Genomic DNA, 17,113 nt, shown 5'->3' on the forward strand with positions numbered 1-17,113 from the left:
TCTTTTCCATAGAATAGGGTCGAATTACGTAGGTTTTTGTTGAAGCGCTTCCTCCCATATAGTAGTATGAATAGTAGAAGAAAATGGTAGAAGCAGGCTCGTTGCCGCTTCGCACGGAAAGGGTTAACTATGGGTCAACTAGTATGCGGCGGAGCCTCTTTGCAATGTTCGTTTGGCGCTGCCCCCGGCACTTTGAACGTTCTACCGGCCAATGGCGTCATAACGACTACGCCGATTGCCAACATTATGGACAACAAACCGATGGTCAACATTCTCCCATTCGGAATGTGTACTTCCATGGCCAACCCTATGGTGGCTGCCGCAACAGCTGCCGCTTTGGGCGCACTGACTCCTCAGCCCTGCGTGCCTGTGACAGCCGCACCTTGGGTGCCGGGCACGCCGACGGTTCTTGTCGCCAATATGCCCGCTCTTAACAACAGCTCCAAATGCATGTGCAACTGGGGCGGCGTCATACAGATCGTTAATCCTGGCCAAGTTACGATACAGGTGCCCTAAATGGTCGAACAACTGCTAAAGCCAATATTCAAACCAATTAAACGGATGATCATCACCCCTCTCAAGCGCGCAAAAACATTGCCCAAGAGACTGCTGGGGTGGCTGCGGAGATTCCTTGTTACCGCCTTATTCGGACCACTTCGCTCTTTGGATAATTATTTAAAGCTCGGCAGCTATTACATTGCCAAAAAAATGGTGGCGCTTATCATCGTTATCGCGCTCATCATAACCTACTTCGGATTTATTAACCCGCCTGCATTCATTAACAAATGGTTTGGCCGCACGCCAGAGTTGTCGGCATCTGCTGCGGCAGCAAAAGGCTTCACCGGCACAGCCGCCGTTAAGGATGCCGATGGCAACGTCATATATGACGGACAGTTGGTGAACGGCCTGTACGAAGGCGCAGGCAAGCTCTTTTATCCGGACGGGAAGCTGCTGTATCAAGGGGATTTCGCGAAGGGATTGAGAGCCGGCTCCGGCGAGCATTATGACGAGAACGGCAAGCTGCTGTACCGCGGCGAATTTGCCGCTGATCAATACGCAGGTGCAGGGACGCTGTTCGATCCGGACGGTAAGCCGAAATATGTAGGCCAGTTTGCCTACGGTCTATACGAAGGGGCCGGGACAGAATACCGGCAGGATGGCAGTATCGTTTACGCCGGAGCGTTCGTGAAAGGACAGCGGACTGGCGAGGGGAAGCTCTACAACGGCAGCGGCGGCCTAGTTTACGAAGGCACGTTCAGCGAAGGCCGTTATGCGGGGGCAGGTAAGCTCTACGGCGATAGCGGCAAGCTGCTGTACGAGGGCGTTTTTCAAGACGGCAAGCTGGGCGGGGCGGGCAAGCAATATTTCGCTTCCGGCGTTGTCCAGTACGAAGGCGCGTTTTTGCAAGGTCAGTACCATGGGGCCGGCAGCTTGTTTAACGAAAGCGGCAGCCTTGTCTACACCGGCGCATTCGCGGCCGGGCAAATGAACGGCGATGGACAAGCTTTTGGCGCAAACGGCGCACCCGTCTATGCCGGCAAATTTGTTAACGGCAAGTACGAAGGCATCGGAGTTTTGTTTGACGCGGATGGCGTCACTCTATATAAAGGCTTTTTCAAGGGCGGCTTCTCCTTCATAGAAGGCTTCGTCAACTTGCCTCTCGCGAAGCTGCAAGAAATGCTAGGCGCGCCGGATGCGCCTGTTGTTCCTGAAGCGCCAGCCCCAGACGGGGGCGCGGCTGCCGGGGGAGGCGAGGATGCTGGCGCAGGCAGCGGCAGCGCCGATGGCGGCGCCAGCACGAGCGGCGAGGACGGTGCCGCGGGCAGTGGCGAGGGCAGCGCTGCAGGCGGCGGTGGTGACGGCAGTGGCGCATCAGCAGCCGAAGGTACAGCGGCCGCTAATGGCAGCAGTGCTGGTGGGAATAGCACCAGTGCCAGCGGCAACGGGGCTAGTAGCAGTAGCAGTGTTAATGCAAGTGGTAACGGAGCTAACGGCAGCAGTAGCGCAAATGCTAGCGGCAACGGCGCTGGCAGCAGCAATAGCTCGAATACCAACGGCAATGGCGCTGGCGGAAGCAATAGCTCGAATATCAGCGCTAATGGCACGGGCGGAAGCAATAGCTCGAATACCAGCGGTAATGGCGCTGGCGGCAACAATAGCACAAATACCAGCGGTAATGGCGCTGGTAGCAGCAGTAGCACAAATACCAGCGGTAATGGCGCTGGCGGCAACAATAGCACAAATACCAGCGGTAATGGCGCTGGCGGAAGCAGCAGCTCGAATATCAGCGGCAATGGCACTAACGGTAGCAATAGCCCAAAAGCCAGCGGCAATGGCGGAAACTCCGGAAGTGGAGTTTCTGGCGAGGAGCTTGAACTTGAAGGCCTTCCACCCAAGCCATTAAATCTAACTTACGCGAGCAGTCAGTTATCGTTCCTGCTTGAAGCAGATCCGGATAATCCGGAAGCATACTATGTGAGTGAATTAAATACATGGAACAGTACCATTATCCAACAGACGCTTCAACGGCTGCAAACAGCCAAAGCAGCTTCCATTACCGAGAAGTTGGATAACGGCAAGTCAAATATCATTTACAAATCGGGCAATGCTCTCCTAACTTTCACCTACAGCAACAAAAAACCAGTTCGGCTCAATATCAGCTATATCACACCGAAATAGCAATAGAGCAAACGAACTCCCGCCATCATGCACTTGCAGGAGTTCGTTTGCTTTTATTTAGTTACTTAACTCATCCCCTACGCCCCCATCACGCCCCAACTCTAAACGTTCACCTGACATCACCAGTTATTAAACTAACCTAACTATCTACTATCTACTATCTACTATCTACTATCTACTATCTACTATCTACTATCTTCTATTGCTATACCTACTACTCATCATCATTGCTTTTAAACATCTACTATTTACATCTCCGTCCACCATCACCTTCACTTATCATCATATATCTTCAGCCCCACCTCATCTTCACATTTACTGTTACCAGCCACTATAAGCTCCACCGCAGCCATCACTAATTTACCTATTAATATAGTTACCATTCATCAACCCCCATCTTTTTGCTGTAAAAGTAATATGTCGTTTTCTTAAACAAGGCCACACTGTTCACCACGTTGGATTTTTCCAACGTAGAGTCCATTTTCGCATCATTTCCCTCACCTACATTGGATTTTTCCAACGTAGAGTCCATTTCCGCTCTATTTCTCTCTCCTACGTTGGATTTTTCCAACGTAGAGCCCATTTCCTCTCCATTTCTCTCTTCTACGTTGGATTTTTCCAACGTAGAGTCCATTTCCGCATCATTTCCCTCACCTACATTGGATATTTCCAACGTAGAGTCCATTTCCACTCCATTTCTCTCTTCTACGTTGGATTTTTCCAACGTAGAACCCCAATCCGCTCCATTTCTCTCTCCTACGTTGGATATTTTCAACGTAGAGTCTCATTCCGGTCCATTTCTCTCTCCTACGTTGGATTTTTCCAACGTAGAGTCCATTTCCGCTCTATTTCTCTCTCCTACATTGGATTTTTCCAACGTAGAGTCCACTTCCGCTCCATTTCTCTCTTCTACGTTGTCCAACGTAGAGCCCCCACTTACGACGATCGACTATCTCTGCAACAACAATTGTTCTAGTGCTCCTGGAATTACCTCATAGCTCCGAATTTGCTTGCCTTCTGATACCGGTTGAAGCAAGCCTTTCTCCACCATTGTCTGTAAATGTTTACGGACTGTGCGAAAATCAACATCCAGGTACTCCCGTGCTTCCTTCGGACGGATCGCCCCTCCGAGTCTCCAAGCGGCCTGCAACAGTTCTCTTTCGATACGCAGCGATGAAATCGATGTTGCCGATATGCTCGCAGCATTTTCTTTATAGAAGAAAGCAGGTCCAATAGCATGCTGCAGCAGCATCCGGCAAACTTCAGGACGTTTCTGCACATCATCGAATGAGAAATGAAGCATCCTCCAGCCCAGTCCGGTAAGAAAAGTATCTCTGTTCAACGAATAGCTGAATCGTTCTCGATCCATATCTTTAATGTGACTTTGATAACCGTCGCACTCCAGTCCAAATTGGCCAAACGGCGTTATGTACGCGAAATCAAGAAACTGCGATTTCCGGTTCCAGTCCAGCACCTCATACTCCGGATGAAGGTTGTCAAAACTTCCAAATACCGGCCACCATACATTTTGCAGCAGCAGCTTCTCCGCATATTGATGGCCTCTCACGAGCCTCCCCTTCCGTTCTCCCTGCCTGCGATTCGTATGCTCCTTCACAAATGCCTCATGTGCCTGTTCAAACGATGGTAATAAGGATACCTTTGCTGTTTCCCACTTTAAACTCCGATTTCCAGCCTTCATCCATAAAAACCTCTCTTTCCTTGACATTCTATTAATTTGTCGTCGATTTCTATCAAGCGCGTGTCTCCCCTCGCAGGGTGCCATCTCGGCATCCGGTGCTCAATCAAACGTTGACAGTGCGACGCCTCTTAAAACGGGAAGATTCGAGAAAGAGCCTTCCAACGGAACTTGCGTCAAAGACCCGAACAGCTTATAACCTTTCAACATTCAAAAACAAAAAACGCCTCCCTGCCATCTGGCAAGAAGACGTTCTTCGTCTACACATTTCAACTTCACTATATAAACAAACTGGTACGGTACGATGCATATCAAAAACATGGGAATTCTCAAGCGGCACTCACTCTCAACTAATGAGGTGGGAGCTAATGACATCCAACTATCCAATAGATGGAATCCAATAAAATCCTGTCACCTTACTTTTGTAGAAGCTAAAGGTATAAGCTAATAATAGACTACCATCATACTTCTGTAAAAGATTAAGAGATGAAATTAATGATACTCTACTACCTTTAGCTGCTTTAGAAAATTCAAAACACGGGTACAATCTTTCACCACCAAGAGTTCTCGCCTAAAACTACTCCCGGCCAGCAGCTGCTTGCGCGATTGCTTCGGCCAGTCTGCTGTCAATAGCTGGCGCAGCACCGGACAGGCTTTTGAACGCCCACCAGCGAACCGCAATGACAGAAGCGGTCGACTCCGTTTCGCCTTGCAGCTTCATGCCGATGCGGAAGGTTCCCTTTTCCGGGTAGACGATCGTACCCAGCGATACGTTCGGAATATCCGGCTCGAACTCCGTCCCTTTAAACACATCGCTTTGCCCGTAATAGACGCGTTTGCCCGATCCGCTGCGTTCAGCGGCAAGGGAGGATTCATTTTCCTCCAGACCGACAACAACTGTCACCTGGCCTTCGCCCAAGCCGTGGCCCATCTCATCGGAGATAAAGTTTTTCTTCCCGCGGGAGAAAAAGAAGCCTCCGGTTTTGCCGATCGACTCCAGCGCCACTTCCATCGTGCCGGTTGCGATCTCGTCATAAAGCGGCTGCGGACGGGGAATTCCGAGCTTAAAGTCAAATGCATTGCGGTCCGGATGATAAGTAACATCCAGCGCCGGCTTCGCATCATACTCCAAATCATGAGCCTCGGCGCTTGCGAAAAACTTATGCAAGGCAGTGCCGCGCGAGGACTGGCCCAACCGCTGCAGCAGCGAACCGTTCTCGATATACTCTCCGAATGGTACACGGTCGACCTTCTCAATCATGTAGGTCGGTCCCATTTGGAGGAGACTGATTTTCGCCAAGCAAATGCTTTGATCCGCCGAGCCTTCTACCGCCTGCTCCAGACTCCGTTCATGCCAGTCCTTCAAAATCCGCTCCGCCACCGGCTCCTTCACCACGTCAATGGAATGCGAAGCATTCGCATCAATTGGTATGATTTCATCGCCGATCGTCAGCTTCGCCTTTTGGCTCGGAATACGCAGCAGCGCGGCAACACCGGTTTCCTCCGGCGCTTTTACATTGTACACAAGCACAAATTCCGTCTCATTGGCATCTCCGGCTTCTGTAAAAGATACCTTATTTCCTTCCGGTCCAAGCGGAATGAACCCTTTAGCTTCATATTCGAAGTCAAAGGCGATTCTCGGTGTTTGCAGCGTTTTCTCCACAACGAGCCGCACTTCTGCCACTTCACCCGCATTGACATACTTCGGCATCCGCTGCGTAATGCGGACGTTGTCGTCCTGGTAGACCGTCGCTACATTTTCCATCAAACGGACAAATTCGAAGGATGAAGGCGCCGGCGCCTCCTCTACGATCGACAGTCGGTACGATTCCAGCACCCGGTTGTATTCGCTCACTTCATCCGAACGGACAGCCGAGTTGCCGACGGAATGAACCGGCTCTTTCCCCTTCTCATCGTAGTTGACGCAGAGGTAGACGTTCTTCTTGTATTCATTGTTCGTAAATCCTTCAATCATCGAAAGCTTCAGCGTAACCGGAGCTGGAATAACGATCTCGCGGCCGATATAATCGATCGCTACGCCCATTTCAACGGAAATGGTTTTGTCGTCTACCGGTACAACCTGCATCCCGGATACAACACCGCTCCCATACAGCAGGCGATTAAGCAGCCTTCTTTTGTCATTGACATATTTCTGCTCCGACTCAAAATCGCGCACTGTCAGCAGCTTGCCGTAGAAGTACCGGTTTCGCTCAAACGGATATAACCTCGATTTCTTCACTACCGCCACTCTCCTCTTTTTTGCCTATTGACTAGCCAACCCCGTTTATTCCAGCTCCGAATCCATTTCCAGACGGGTATATACGTCCATTCTCCGTTCCATGCCCACATCGACGATAAGCGTATCGTTCGGCATGGCCCGATCCGGTCCAAGCGTGAGCAAGGACGGCTCGGTCAACACGGTATTGATGCCCAGATACGTGTGCAAATCCAGATACATCCACGGCTGCAGCAGCACAAGCTTCGCTTCCGTATACGCCGGCTTTTGTTCTTCGAGCAGTTGCTCGATCACGACCCGCTGCTTCTCCGTAGGCGCTTGCTCAGGACGCAGCAGCACCGTAAACGTATACGGATCATTGCTGTACAGCCGGTCCGTCAGCTCCCTCAGCTCTGCGTTGTCCCGCATTGGCCTCGTCTGAAAATGCTCGATCAGCAGCGGCTTTTGCCCCGTATAGGTCTCGATTGATTTCTCGATGCCAAGCCTCGTGCCTCTATACTTATACAGCTCAGGAGCTTCTTTCAAAAAGCCGAGCACTTGCTCGTCGGTCCAGTAATCGTCCGTCTCCAGTCCGATCCAGGAGGCAAGCCAGCGCAAATGCTCTCCGCTGGACAGCTCCGCATCGAAATATTGCGGAAGTCCTGCGATATCATCCTCGATCTCCGTGAACAACGTGCCGAACAGCGATAAAAAACGTTCCAGAAAATCTTTGCTCGCCTCATCCTCCTGGTAGACGGCAGGCAAATAGGATAAATACGTTTCGCGGGGAAAATGAACCCGCAGCCGCTGAAGCGACGGCGTATGCCGCTCCGTGCCCAGCCACTCGATTTTGAGCCAGAGATAACGGCCCTTTGCACCAAAGAACAACGCATCCTTCGGATTAATGACGGGCCGCGACCATAGGTGCGCCAGACCGTTCAGCCTTTCCCGGTAAGATCGGCTGGAATCCGAGATCCAGTCATCAACGTTACAGTAAGTCCCGTTTAGAATACAGCTATCCTCGTTCAAGCTGAAGTAGGAGACGCGAAGCTGCGTGCCTTCGGGAATGAATGCATCAAGCGTCATTTTATGCCAGACCGTATCGACCTCCGTACTGTCGAAAGCACGAGAGAACCACACGCCTTCAGGCACCCCGGTCTGTTCCATAACGAGCGTCTGCGGCTGTAAATTCAGAATCGTGACGGTAGAATCCTCGCTGTTCAAAATATACATCCGGTCTTTGCTGTCAGTCAGCAATTGATCCGCCTTGCCGCGAAAGCCCGTAATCCGCCCGATGAGATCGCCGTCAGACTTCGCTTGAATAATAAAGCGGTCATCCTCGCTCTCGCGGTCGATTTCACGAGAATCGCCGATATAGAGTACGTCTCTCGTATCCAAGCAAAGCCCCGCATAGGGCATTCGCGGAAACTCCAACCTAACATCAAGCTTCCCGTCATGCCGGAATGAAAACAGCTTGGCAAAAAGCGTATCGAATATGTATAAGCCCTGATACGGTGATACGGATAAAAAATAAGTACGATGCAAATGCCGCAGCTTCGCGCGAATTCGCTGATTAAACGCAGGGTCGCTCCATGCAGCCATCAGCGCGCCGGACAGCGAGAACTGCATAATGCCCAGCTTGCCGCCTTCCGGAACAGCAGGCTCATCACTACCCTCATCCACTTCTAGCGGGGTCAGCACATAGAGGCTGCTGTCATCCGCAATGACAGCGAGCGGTATTAACGGCATGCCGTCAACCGTGCCTGTCCGGGACCATAGTGTCTGGCCGTTCCCGACGTTGTAGCATGACAATGTTCGTTCACTGTCTGAATCCGCTATGAAGAGCAGCTCGCCGGCCGCGGCAATTCGGGCATTCGCCGTGAACAGGCCGTGGCCTTGCGAGAACAATCGCTTATGCTCCAGATTGCGGCGATCGTAAATCCATAGATCAGCCCGCTCATCCAGCATATATAAGCGGTCATGCTGACCGAGAGCCAGCTCCTTCACGCGTGCGGTACCGTTCAATTCCTCCAACTGCAGCACAGCGTGAATCCCATACTTATTGTCGCGGCATATACCGAATCCGGACCGGTTCCACTCTAGATTGAAGGCGGTGGCGCGCTGCCAGTCCTCTTCGCGATTGAGCGAGAAAAATCGTTCTCCGTTCAGGCTATTCCCCTCCCTTACCTGGCCGGCTTATGCCTTATTCTCCAGCCCTTGTCTATAAATGCAGCCGGCTTACGAGCTCAATCTCATGCTCGCCGGAATAAATCAAGCCATGCGGCGGTAAAATGATGTCCCCGCCTTTGCTTTTCTTCACATGCGCCCCGTCAGCATCCAGCCATAAATCCTGAATAAAGACGACGCCATTCCGTCCGCTCAGGGCATTGTAAATATCCCCTTTGTAGACCGGCCTGCCAAACGCCCAGCCCTTCCCGGCTCCCTCGCCGGTTCCATCCAGCGGCCGCAGCAGCTCTCGAAGCGCTGCAGTGATTGCCCTGCCCTCGTCTATAAATTGCGGCTCAACGACAACAACGGCATGCACCGTCACTTTGATATATACTGGCGGAATCACATGCACCTCCGCCGTAACAAGCCTCCGGCTGTCCAGATGCCGCTTCACCGTTTGCAAAAAACCGCTGCTGGGCTGTGGCGTCCGGCTGAAGCTATTCGGAACTACTACTACCGACACCTGCCCCGGTGCCTTCTCGCGCGGATAATCGGCCAGACCGGGCTTGAACAGCGGAATGGCATGCACCCTCGCCACGTCAACGCCCGGCGCAGCCTTTACAATCGTCTCGTAGTCTTCGTCTGTAACGGCGCGAAACGTCTTCTTCAGCTCGGACTGCGCCCGCTGAAGCGTCTCTGGAAGCAGCTCTGCCTCGCGGCCGCCAGACGCATAATCGGGATTCGAGACGAATACGCCAGCCGGCCTGTGCTCCTCATGAACCCATTCTGAGATAAGCCCAGGCTTCACATTGCCGCGCTCTCCTCCGCCAAGCTCACAGCCGATCAGCGCAATATTGTCTTCCAAACTGAGCGGAGGAATCGCACCTTGCTCATTGTTGCCGAAGGTGATGAGCCTCTTCACCGGATCGTACAGAAAATGGCGGTCTTCCGGCTTAGAGCGGTCGAAATCGTCCACTCTTGTCCAATCCTGCCAGACCGTCATGCCGTTCTCGTCTACCACAGCAACCTGGAGGGCAATCGCATCCTTCCGAACGCACGGAAGCTCATACAGTTCAAACTGCTGGCTGGGCAAGCCGTTGCTCCGTCCGATATACCGTTGCGCTTCGAAGTCCGGTGCGCTTGCAATTACACGGAAGGACGCTTCCGATTCCAAATGCTGCACGCTCTCACCAGAGAAGAGACGTATGACCGTTTCACCAGCCTCCAAATCTTTGATGACATTATAGGTGAGCGGATCATTAGGAGATACATGGACGGGATCAACATCAATCCAACCGCCGCTCGTCTGCTGCACTTGCAGATGAATATGACCATGCAGCGCTAAATAGCTGGACACCCGGATTTCCGCTTCGGATGCCGCCGAAATCCGGTACACCATGCTTTCGCAGAGCGTATCCTTTTGCACCGCATTTACGGTATGCAGCCTTAAGCCGGCAATTCGCGGCGGCAGCTCATAGCCGCCTTCTTCGATCGTGCAGCAGATCCAGTACCGGAACCGGTCATTGGCCGGATGGACGGTAATCGGCAGCATTCTCGCTTTATTGCGGAACGTAATTTGACCGCTTACCGTCAAATGCAGCGTTCCATCCTCGACAACCTCCAGCGGCAGCCAGCTAGCTGTACCGCTTTGTTCATCAAGCACGTAAGCTTTCCAGGAGAGCCTCGCCGACGGCGTTATTCCTGCTAAGTCCAGCGGTTCCATCTTCATGTGAGAGGCCAAAGACTCTTCGTCCTCAATACGGGCGGTCTTGCTTCCGCTTAGCTTGACGCTGAATGTAACGAGCTCAGACGGCTCCAAATCCCGGTCAAACGAAACATACATTCTTGAGCCTTCGACGGCCTCCTTGCCGAACGGATAAAACGCTACATTCCGCTGTTCGTTGGAGGCAGTCACGTCATTGGCTTCAAGCTCCGTACGGCTAATGATCCGATCCAGCTTGAGCGGTACGAGTCTTAAAGTCGCGGCGGTCTCAAATATTTGATCCTCAGCCAGCAGCTTGGTGCCGCGCGGAATAACCGTTTTACGCGAAATGCCGTCAAAACAAATCTCAGCTGCAGCAGCGGCTGCATCACGGGGAGAAACGCCAAGCAAATCCAAAAACTTAATGCGGCTTTTGTCCGGCACTCTGCTAATATAGTAGCGCTGCATTTCGGTAAGCCATGCGAACAGCTCCAGAAACGTAATGCCCGGATCATGAGCGTTCTCATCCGTCCATTCCGGTACGCGTTTCGGAATCATCCGACGCGACTGGTCTACGATATCCGCATAGGTACGATCGTCCAAGGGCAGCTTAGGCAGCATGCGATTTCCTCCTTCCGGTCATTAGTTCGGCGCTGGAACTGCTGTTATGGAATGAACGCCGTTCACTACGATACCGTGCGCAACCTCGCTCATTTTTCCCGGGTCCCATTCGATCCGGCTGCCGTTTTCAATTCTCATCACATGAATGTAAAGCCGCTCGATATACAGTAAAGAGCGAACAGAATGAAGCAGGGAATGGAGGACCGATGCATGAAGCAGCTCCCCGATATTCCACCCGTTGCCGCCGGCATTGCCGTTAATCGGATCTAAAAAGGCGTTTAGCTTCGCTACACATTCCGCCTCCGCAGGCAAAATCTCGTCAATCGTCTGCACAGCAATCGTTGCATGGACGGAAATCTCCATATAAGCAGGTTCGACAACGCGAATCGCACCGCCTAGCGAGACGAGGCTTGACGCCTGACGCCTTAATTCCTGCTCCACCGTCTGTCTAAGCTCAGGGAACTGAGCTGCGTCTTTCAAGCCGCCCGCCGGAAAGGCAACGACTGCCAAGGAACCTGGAGAACGTTCCAACAGGCCATTCCGGTTAGACAAGCATTTGACTTTAGCGATTTGCGGGAAAGCTTCCCTGGCCAGCCATTCCACATCCTTAGAGGTGACCGCTCTGCCGCGATGCTTGAGACGCTGCGGTCCTCTAGCCATTGCCTGCTCAACCCGCTCCGTATCTCCGCCACCCATGGAAGGCTCAGGATTCGATACCGCGCTAATGAAAGCAAACGGAAGCTGCATTCCCGTTATATGTCCGGCAGGAACATTCCCCCGGACACCCTCTGTCGTTTTAAAACGGATGCGCACCAGATCGGTATTGTCGAGCGAAGGCAGCATGCCGTGAACGCCGTCTCCGAATTGAATCGAGCCGCCCGCATAATCAACCGTATAGTGCCGGTCATCCGGTCCCGATTCCGCCAACGAGGCCACCTGCGACCATTTTGCCCAAAACCGCTGCAGCTTGCCTTCGCCGTCACGCTTGGCGGTATACAGTTCCGGCTGCTGCAGTAATGCTTCCCGTTCGTATTCGGTAAACCGTTCCTGTTCGTCCACCCATACTTCCTCTTCGATAAAAGCACCCGGTGTCAGCTGCGCAAAGCCGTTTGCTGCAATGGTCAGCTCCCGCTCCTGACTTACCTGCTGGCGAACCGCAACTGCGTTGAGATGAATGCTGCCTGCGATTGGATGTCCATCGGTTGCATTTCCGATTTGACGATCCCTGTTTACAGCCCGCAGCCAATAACGCTCTTTGCCGAACAGGCGAGCCTTCGCCATATTCGATGGACCCGCCCAATTCAGATGACCGCTGATCGTAAAAGCATTCGTTCCGTCGCTAAGCTTTAACGGCACCCATATTTGCCTGCCGTGTTCATAGCACAGCGCTTCCCATTCAATCCAAGGAGGCTCGCCGCCTGCCGCAAAACGCCGCTCCAATCCGACGTACATGCCCAGCGGGCCTTTCACCGGAGCAAGGTCAAAGGATACATAAACAGCCGGCTGCGGGCATGGAATCGGCTCGAACAGCCGAAACGGCGCGCCGCCTTGCCGTACGGACGCAGTGCGGTCCCGGTCGTCGGCATTGCTTCTCGTATAAGCCTGATCAGGCAGCAGCAGTGTCTGCGAGCCCTGCGCATAGGAGAGTGACGGTCCGGACAGCCATGGCGGCATATACTCCACAACCGCGGCGATTATCGGATCGACCTGCAGAACACGGGCACGCACCCAGTAGTCGAATTTACCGTTGACGAACGTTTGCGTCATATTTTCCGGACAAATAAATTCCAGCGTAAAAACGCGAGCCTGCTCTTCGGGAAGCTCTTCGAACAACTGGCTGTAGCGTTCGCTTCCAGGCAGCATCGCCCAATTGCCGCCATCCCAGTACTCCCACTGCACCTTGCGGATATGAACACGGGGCGGATCCTTTTCCTCAAACTCGGAGGTCCGCATGACCATCTTCCATTTCACTTCCGGATCGGGAGCCGTCCTAAGCACGCTAGGAATCGCTTTGGCATGGAAGCTTAGCCGCATTCGTCCTGCTTTTTTCGTAAACGTCTCCTCACTGGCCATATAAAAAACAGAATAAGGAATGAAATGCTCGCCAAACGGAAAGAAGCCGTCCGGAAGCAATTCCATATCGTTGTAGTACAGCGAAGTTGGCAAAATGCCTTGCGAATCGCCCTGCGCATCATGAGCTGCGCGCATCCGCACGCGATCCAGCTCCAGATTGTCGCTTAAAAGGGGCGAAGCGGTGTTCGGCAGCGGCTTGAGCGTACAGCGAATCCACCGGCCGATGATGTGCTGATGCTCGGTCAGCTCGATCATACCCGGCTGCGCTTTATGTAAAATGATCATATTTCCGGCAGCAGTGACCGAATCGAACGCTTTCCATCCGCCATTTACCGGGTAGGTCCACTCTACGGCATTTGAGGCTAACGAGGCTGCCAGCTCCGGCTCCGTATAGCGTTTGGCGCTGTGCTCAACATGCAAATAAATGCGGCTTGGCCGGTCGGCCAGCAGCAGCTCATCATGGCGAATGTAGAGGACATGCTCCTGCTCATTCCGGTAGTAGTCCGTATCAAACAGCCTGACCGGATCCCCATTTCCGGAAGATAACAGCTCTGCATAATGAGAAGCAGCAACAGCAATCCGGTCCCGTTCCGGATGAACGTTGATCCATTCCATGATTTTGGCCGGGGTTGCCGCCAGTGCACGCTCCGTCTCGAAGATGAGCGGCTCGCCGCCATCCGGATGGGCAGCTGTCAGCGAAATGCCAGCCGGCAAATGAACCGGGTCAACCGCTCCTTCGCTCAGCGCAAACACGACATTCGCACGAGCAGGACGGGGCGGCTGCAGCTTGACTTGAATGAAGTCCAGAAAGGACAGAAAATGATTGATCGGCGCCTGATTAAGCCGCTGCACCGTGTCCTGAAGCATTTCGCCGGCCAAAAAGGCCAGACCCGTTCCGGGATCCGGATCATCCTCGGAAAACCGCCATTCCGGCGTATAATGCGGAACCATCTCCTTCAGCCGAGAAATGAAGGTGGAACTGCTATTTGGATTTATTTTGGGCGGACGATTGTAATCACCCGATTTTCCCCCATGCTTCATCGCCACATTCGCTCCCGTCAGTTACTGCCTTCCTCTAAATAAAAAGGATACACCTGATTAAATAAATTGTTCGTTGACCGCACCACATACGAGACCTTCAGCAGTACTCTGCCGGAATGCGAGGGGTCCAGGCTTGCCTCCACCTCAACATCCTTCACGCGAGGCTCCCAGCCGCGGATTGATGCCTCCACATCCGTAGCCAGCAATCTCATCGACGTATCGTCTGTCGTGCCAAAAACGAACTCCTTTAGCCCGCTGCCAAAATTAGGCCGCATCAGCCTCTCCCCCTTGGAGGTGCGTAAAATAATGCGAATCGACTCTGCGATATCCTCTTCGCCCTCCGCCATTCGAATACGGCCAGTCGTCGCATCGACCTGCACGGGGAATTTCCATCCTTTTCCTAAAAACGAAGCCGACATGCCCGACCGCCTTCTTCCCTCATTAGTTGATTTTCACGATCGAGCCTTTGATCGATACCATCCCGTTCGCTTTCATTTCCAGCATGCCGCCGGATTGTAGCGTCAGCGACGCTTGTGCGTCGACCTCGATTTTTGGCCCTTTTATCGTTGCGGATTTTGTGCCTTCGATGGTTACGTCACCCTGATTGCTCATGACGATTTTGGCTGTGCCGCCCGCCTTCACAGTGACAGTTCCTGAGGAGCCGCCCGTCATCACAATTGACTGTGCCTTATCCTTCGTCTCCACTGTGATGGAATTTGACTGCTCCTCCAGCTCGATTTTGTGACCTTTATTCGTTTTGATCGTAATTTTCCCATCATTGTCCGTATCTTGAAACGTAATTTCATGCCCGCTTCGGGTTTTGATTTGCCGGATGTCGTTCTTCTCATGCGGGGCTGGAGGCTTATCCACCTTATTCCATAGCGACCCGATGACGATTGGTGAATCAATTCTGCCCATCAGGAAAGCGACAAGCACCTCATCATTGACCTCGGGGATAAAAAGCGTGCCCCGCGACGATCCGCCCATCATCGTAGCGACCCGTATCCAGTCGGTCTGCAGCTCCCCTTCACGCAACGGAAATTTAACCTTAACTCTGCCAAGTTTATCAGGATCGTTGTTTGCCGTAACAATCGCGTTCCAGACGCCGGACAGCTGATCGGGAACCATCGAGCGGGCATGCTGCCCATGCTGATCGAACAAGCCCGAGAACATCATGCTCATATCGCATTCCCCTCCGCTTCAAATGATGTCGTATAACCGCTGTCCGCATCCAGACGATGCGTCGCCCTCGTGATCCGGAGCGTTTGATCTAACCCAGTGCCGAGACCGTCGATCTGAATCATTTTGCCCGGCTTGATCTCCGGCAGTCCGATGCTTGACCCGTATCCCGTCACAAGCTCCCTTGCCTTCCGCTCCAGCATCGAGGTGGCTAGAAGCTGCGCTTCCGCTTGAGAGGCAGCCTGCGAGTAGACGATCTCCACCTTTTTCGAGGAAAGCTTGTTGGCAAGACTTGGGCCGGTCGTTGATTTCGAAGGCATGGCCGTCACCGACTTGGCCGTCGCTTCTACATGCGTTTTTTTGTCCACGTCATAACCCCGGACCTTGACTTCCGCCATCTGGCCCGATGCATCAACCTGAAGCGCAAAGCCCAGCAGACTTTGTCCATATTTCAACTGTACGACAGGCTGCCCAAGCTTTGGCTTAACAAAGTAGAGCTTAGAGCCCTCTACATAAAACTGCCGGTCATTGTCGACTGCAAGCGAGCGGATAAAATGATAGTCGCTAACGCCTGCTTGTTCGATCCGTTCGCGGGTATTCGCCGTATCGTCGATTTCAGCCGTCAGCCCATAGTCGCCGGCAATCTGCCTGACGACATCGCTGTCCTTCATTTTCGACCAGCCCTTGGAATGGGAGGAGCGCATCAGCAGAAAAGACCGGTCCATTCCCGTTACGATAATTTTCGGCGCGCTGTTCGTTGAGTAATCCAGTGTATAGCCGGTAATAAGCCCGTCAAACAGCAGCCCTTTTTTATCGGCATAGCCCATCTTAACCTGGAGAGTCTTGCCGACCTGGATCGTGCCGCCAACCCAATTGAACTTCGTTTCGCTGATACTGAAGCCGTTCACGATGGAGAACTTCGCTATATCGGCGTGAGTTTCTGTCGACAGATCCACCTCCACCCATTCCACCGCCATCTGAGCGAGCTTATCCGACTCCCCGTCAATAAGCAGCTCCATCTCTGGAGCGACAAAATGCTTGTATTTTGTTTCCAATGATGCGAAGCCGCTCGTTTGGGATGGTGCCATTAGCGTTTACTCCAATCTCGGTATCGTCAATTTTCGTCCAGGCGTTAAATCCCGCGGATTATCGATGCCATTTGCTTCGGCAATATGCCTCCATGCGGAAGGATCCTCATACTCGTCAGCCGCAAGCATCCATAATTGATCGCCTTGCTTTACCGTTTTTTGTTTCGTCCGGTCGGCAGATTGCCGCGGGATTTCCTGAAATTGCTCCATCATCGTCTGCGTGCTTGTAAACGTTACGCCAAGCGTCGCCCTTACGGGTACACCCGATTCCAGAAACATCGTATACCGTTGGGATGCCGATTCCAGATTGCCTTTGAAATCAAGCGATCCCCATATAAAGCGGACTTCCGGCGGAGCATGAAGATCCGAATCGATTTCCATAGCGGTCAAAATTTTCAGCGTGTGCTTGCGAACGTCTTCGCCGCTCTCATATGTATCGAAGAACAGATCCATCGTAAGCTTGGATTCGCTGCCGCCCGTATAATGGGCGAGAGGCGTCTGCAAGCCCGGGATTTCCGAATCGGCAAACTGATTGCTCATCTCCAGCTCGTATTCCGTCGGGTTGAACATCACCTCTATCGTCTCTTGCCCCTTGCTCCGATAAATAATGATTTTCGCTTTGCTTAATGCCATTGTCTACGCCTCCCTGC

General features: G+C 52.7%; 12 protein-coding genes. 2 read left to right on the forward strand and 10 right to left on the reverse strand.

Annotated elements, in window-relative coordinates; translation table 11 throughout:
• Nucleotides 1-129 precede the first annotated feature (129 nt).
• Both ACFVVF_RS10725 and ACFVVF_RS10730 read left to right on the forward strand, forming a co-directional pair.
• Nucleotides 130-516, forward strand: a complete 387-nt coding sequence (locus ACFVVF_RS10725; protein WP_387808207.1) for a DUF4280 domain-containing protein — start codon at nucleotides 130-132, stop codon at nucleotides 514-516.
• 78 nt (nucleotides 517-594) lie between these two features.
• Nucleotides 595-2,679, forward strand: coding sequence for an MORN repeat-containing protein (locus ACFVVF_RS10730; protein ID WP_387808210.1), 2,085 nt, complete (start codon nucleotides 595-597; stop codon nucleotides 2,677-2,679).
• A 376-nt stretch (nucleotides 2,680-3,055) separates the two neighbouring features.
• Here ACFVVF_RS10730 and ACFVVF_RS10735 read toward each other — a convergent pair whose 3' ends face one another.
• From ACFVVF_RS10735 to ACFVVF_RS10780, 10 genes are all read right to left on the reverse strand, one after another.
• Nucleotides 3,056-3,403 (reverse strand): hypothetical protein, encoded by a 348-nt coding sequence (locus tag ACFVVF_RS10735; protein WP_387808213.1) that lies wholly within the window; start codon nucleotides 3,401-3,403, stop codon nucleotides 3,056-3,058.
• A gap of 225 nt (nucleotides 3,404-3,628) precedes the next feature.
• A complete protein-coding gene (locus ACFVVF_RS10740; RefSeq protein ID WP_387808216.1) occupies nucleotides 3,629-4,378 on the reverse strand; it encodes a hypothetical protein in 750 nt (249 codons plus the stop codon).
• Between the two features lie 574 nt (nucleotides 4,379-4,952).
• The gene (locus tag ACFVVF_RS10745; protein WP_387808219.1) at nucleotides 4,953-6,614 is read right to left on the reverse strand and encodes a hypothetical protein; all 1,662 of its coding nucleotides are present in this window, start codon (nucleotides 6,612-6,614) and stop codon (nucleotides 4,953-4,955) included.
• A 45-nt stretch (nucleotides 6,615-6,659) separates the two neighbouring features.
• Nucleotides 6,660-8,633, reverse strand: coding sequence for a phage tail protein (locus tag ACFVVF_RS10750; protein WP_387808222.1), 1,974 nt, complete (start codon nucleotides 8,631-8,633; stop codon nucleotides 6,660-6,662).
• A 178-nt stretch (nucleotides 8,634-8,811) separates the two neighbouring features.
• The gene (locus ACFVVF_RS10755; protein WP_387808225.1) at nucleotides 8,812-11,082 is read right to left on the reverse strand and encodes a putative baseplate assembly protein; all 2,271 of its coding nucleotides are present in this window, start codon (nucleotides 11,080-11,082) and stop codon (nucleotides 8,812-8,814) included.
• A gap of 21 nt (nucleotides 11,083-11,103) precedes the next feature.
• Complete coding sequence (locus ACFVVF_RS10760) at nucleotides 11,104-14,196, reverse strand: baseplate J/gp47 family protein (RefSeq protein WP_387808228.1); 3,093 nt, start codon at nucleotides 14,194-14,196, stop codon at nucleotides 11,104-11,106.
• Nucleotides 14,197-14,213: 17 nt separating this feature from the next.
• A complete protein-coding gene (locus ACFVVF_RS10765; RefSeq protein WP_387808231.1) occupies nucleotides 14,214-14,615 on the reverse strand; it encodes a GPW/gp25 family protein in 402 nt (133 codons plus the stop codon).
• 22 nt (nucleotides 14,616-14,637) lie between these two features.
• Nucleotides 14,638-15,378 carry a phage baseplate assembly protein V gene (locus ACFVVF_RS10770; protein WP_387808233.1) on the reverse strand — a complete coding sequence of 247 codons (741 nt, stop codon included), beginning with the start codon at nucleotides 15,376-15,378 and terminating at the stop codon, nucleotides 14,638-14,640.
• A complete protein-coding gene (locus tag ACFVVF_RS10775; protein WP_387808235.1) occupies nucleotides 15,375-16,463 on the reverse strand; it encodes a phage late control D family protein in 1,089 nt (362 codons plus the stop codon). The genes ACFVVF_RS10770 and ACFVVF_RS10775 overlap by 4 nt, the downstream gene beginning before the upstream one ends.
• A 6-nt stretch (nucleotides 16,464-16,469) precedes the next feature.
• A complete protein-coding gene (locus tag ACFVVF_RS10780; RefSeq protein ID WP_387808238.1) occupies nucleotides 16,470-17,096 on the reverse strand; it encodes a CIS tube protein in 627 nt (208 codons plus the stop codon).
• Between the last annotated feature and the right edge of the window lie 17 nt (nucleotides 17,097-17,113).

Source organism: Paenibacillus sp. NPDC058174 (assembly GCF_042883865.1).
GTDB lineage: Bacteria > Bacillota > Bacilli > Paenibacillales > Paenibacillaceae > Pristimantibacillus.

Excerpts from the sequence above, each read along its gene's own strand:
- ACFVVF_RS10725 (WP_387808207.1), top strand. The coding sequence starts at position 130 with ATGGGTCAACTAGTATGCGGCGGAGCCTCTTTGCAATGTTCGTTTGGC.
- ACFVVF_RS10740 (WP_387808216.1), bottom strand. The coding sequence starts at position 4,378 with ATGAAGGCTGGAAATCGGAGTTTAAAGTGGGAAACAGCAAAGGTATCC.
- ACFVVF_RS10755 (WP_387808225.1), bottom strand. The coding sequence starts at position 11,082 with ATGCTGCCTAAGCTGCCCTTGGACGATCGTACCTATGCGGATATCGTA.
- ACFVVF_RS10760 (WP_387808228.1), bottom strand. The coding sequence starts at position 14,196 with ATGAAGCATGGGGGAAAATCGGGTGATTACAATCGTCCGCCCAAAATA.
- ACFVVF_RS10765 (WP_387808231.1), bottom strand. The coding sequence starts at position 14,615 with ATGTCGGCTTCGTTTTTAGGAAAAGGATGGAAATTCCCCGTGCAGGTC.
- ACFVVF_RS10770 (WP_387808233.1), bottom strand. The coding sequence starts at position 15,378 with ATGAGCATGATGTTCTCGGGCTTGTTCGATCAGCATGGGCAGCATGCC.
- ACFVVF_RS10775 (WP_387808235.1), bottom strand. The coding sequence starts at position 16,463 with ATGGCACCATCCCAAACGAGCGGCTTCGCATCATTGGAAACAAAATAC.
- ACFVVF_RS10780 (WP_387808238.1), bottom strand. The coding sequence starts at position 17,096 with ATGGCATTAAGCAAAGCGAAAATCATTATTTATCGGAGCAAGGGGCAA.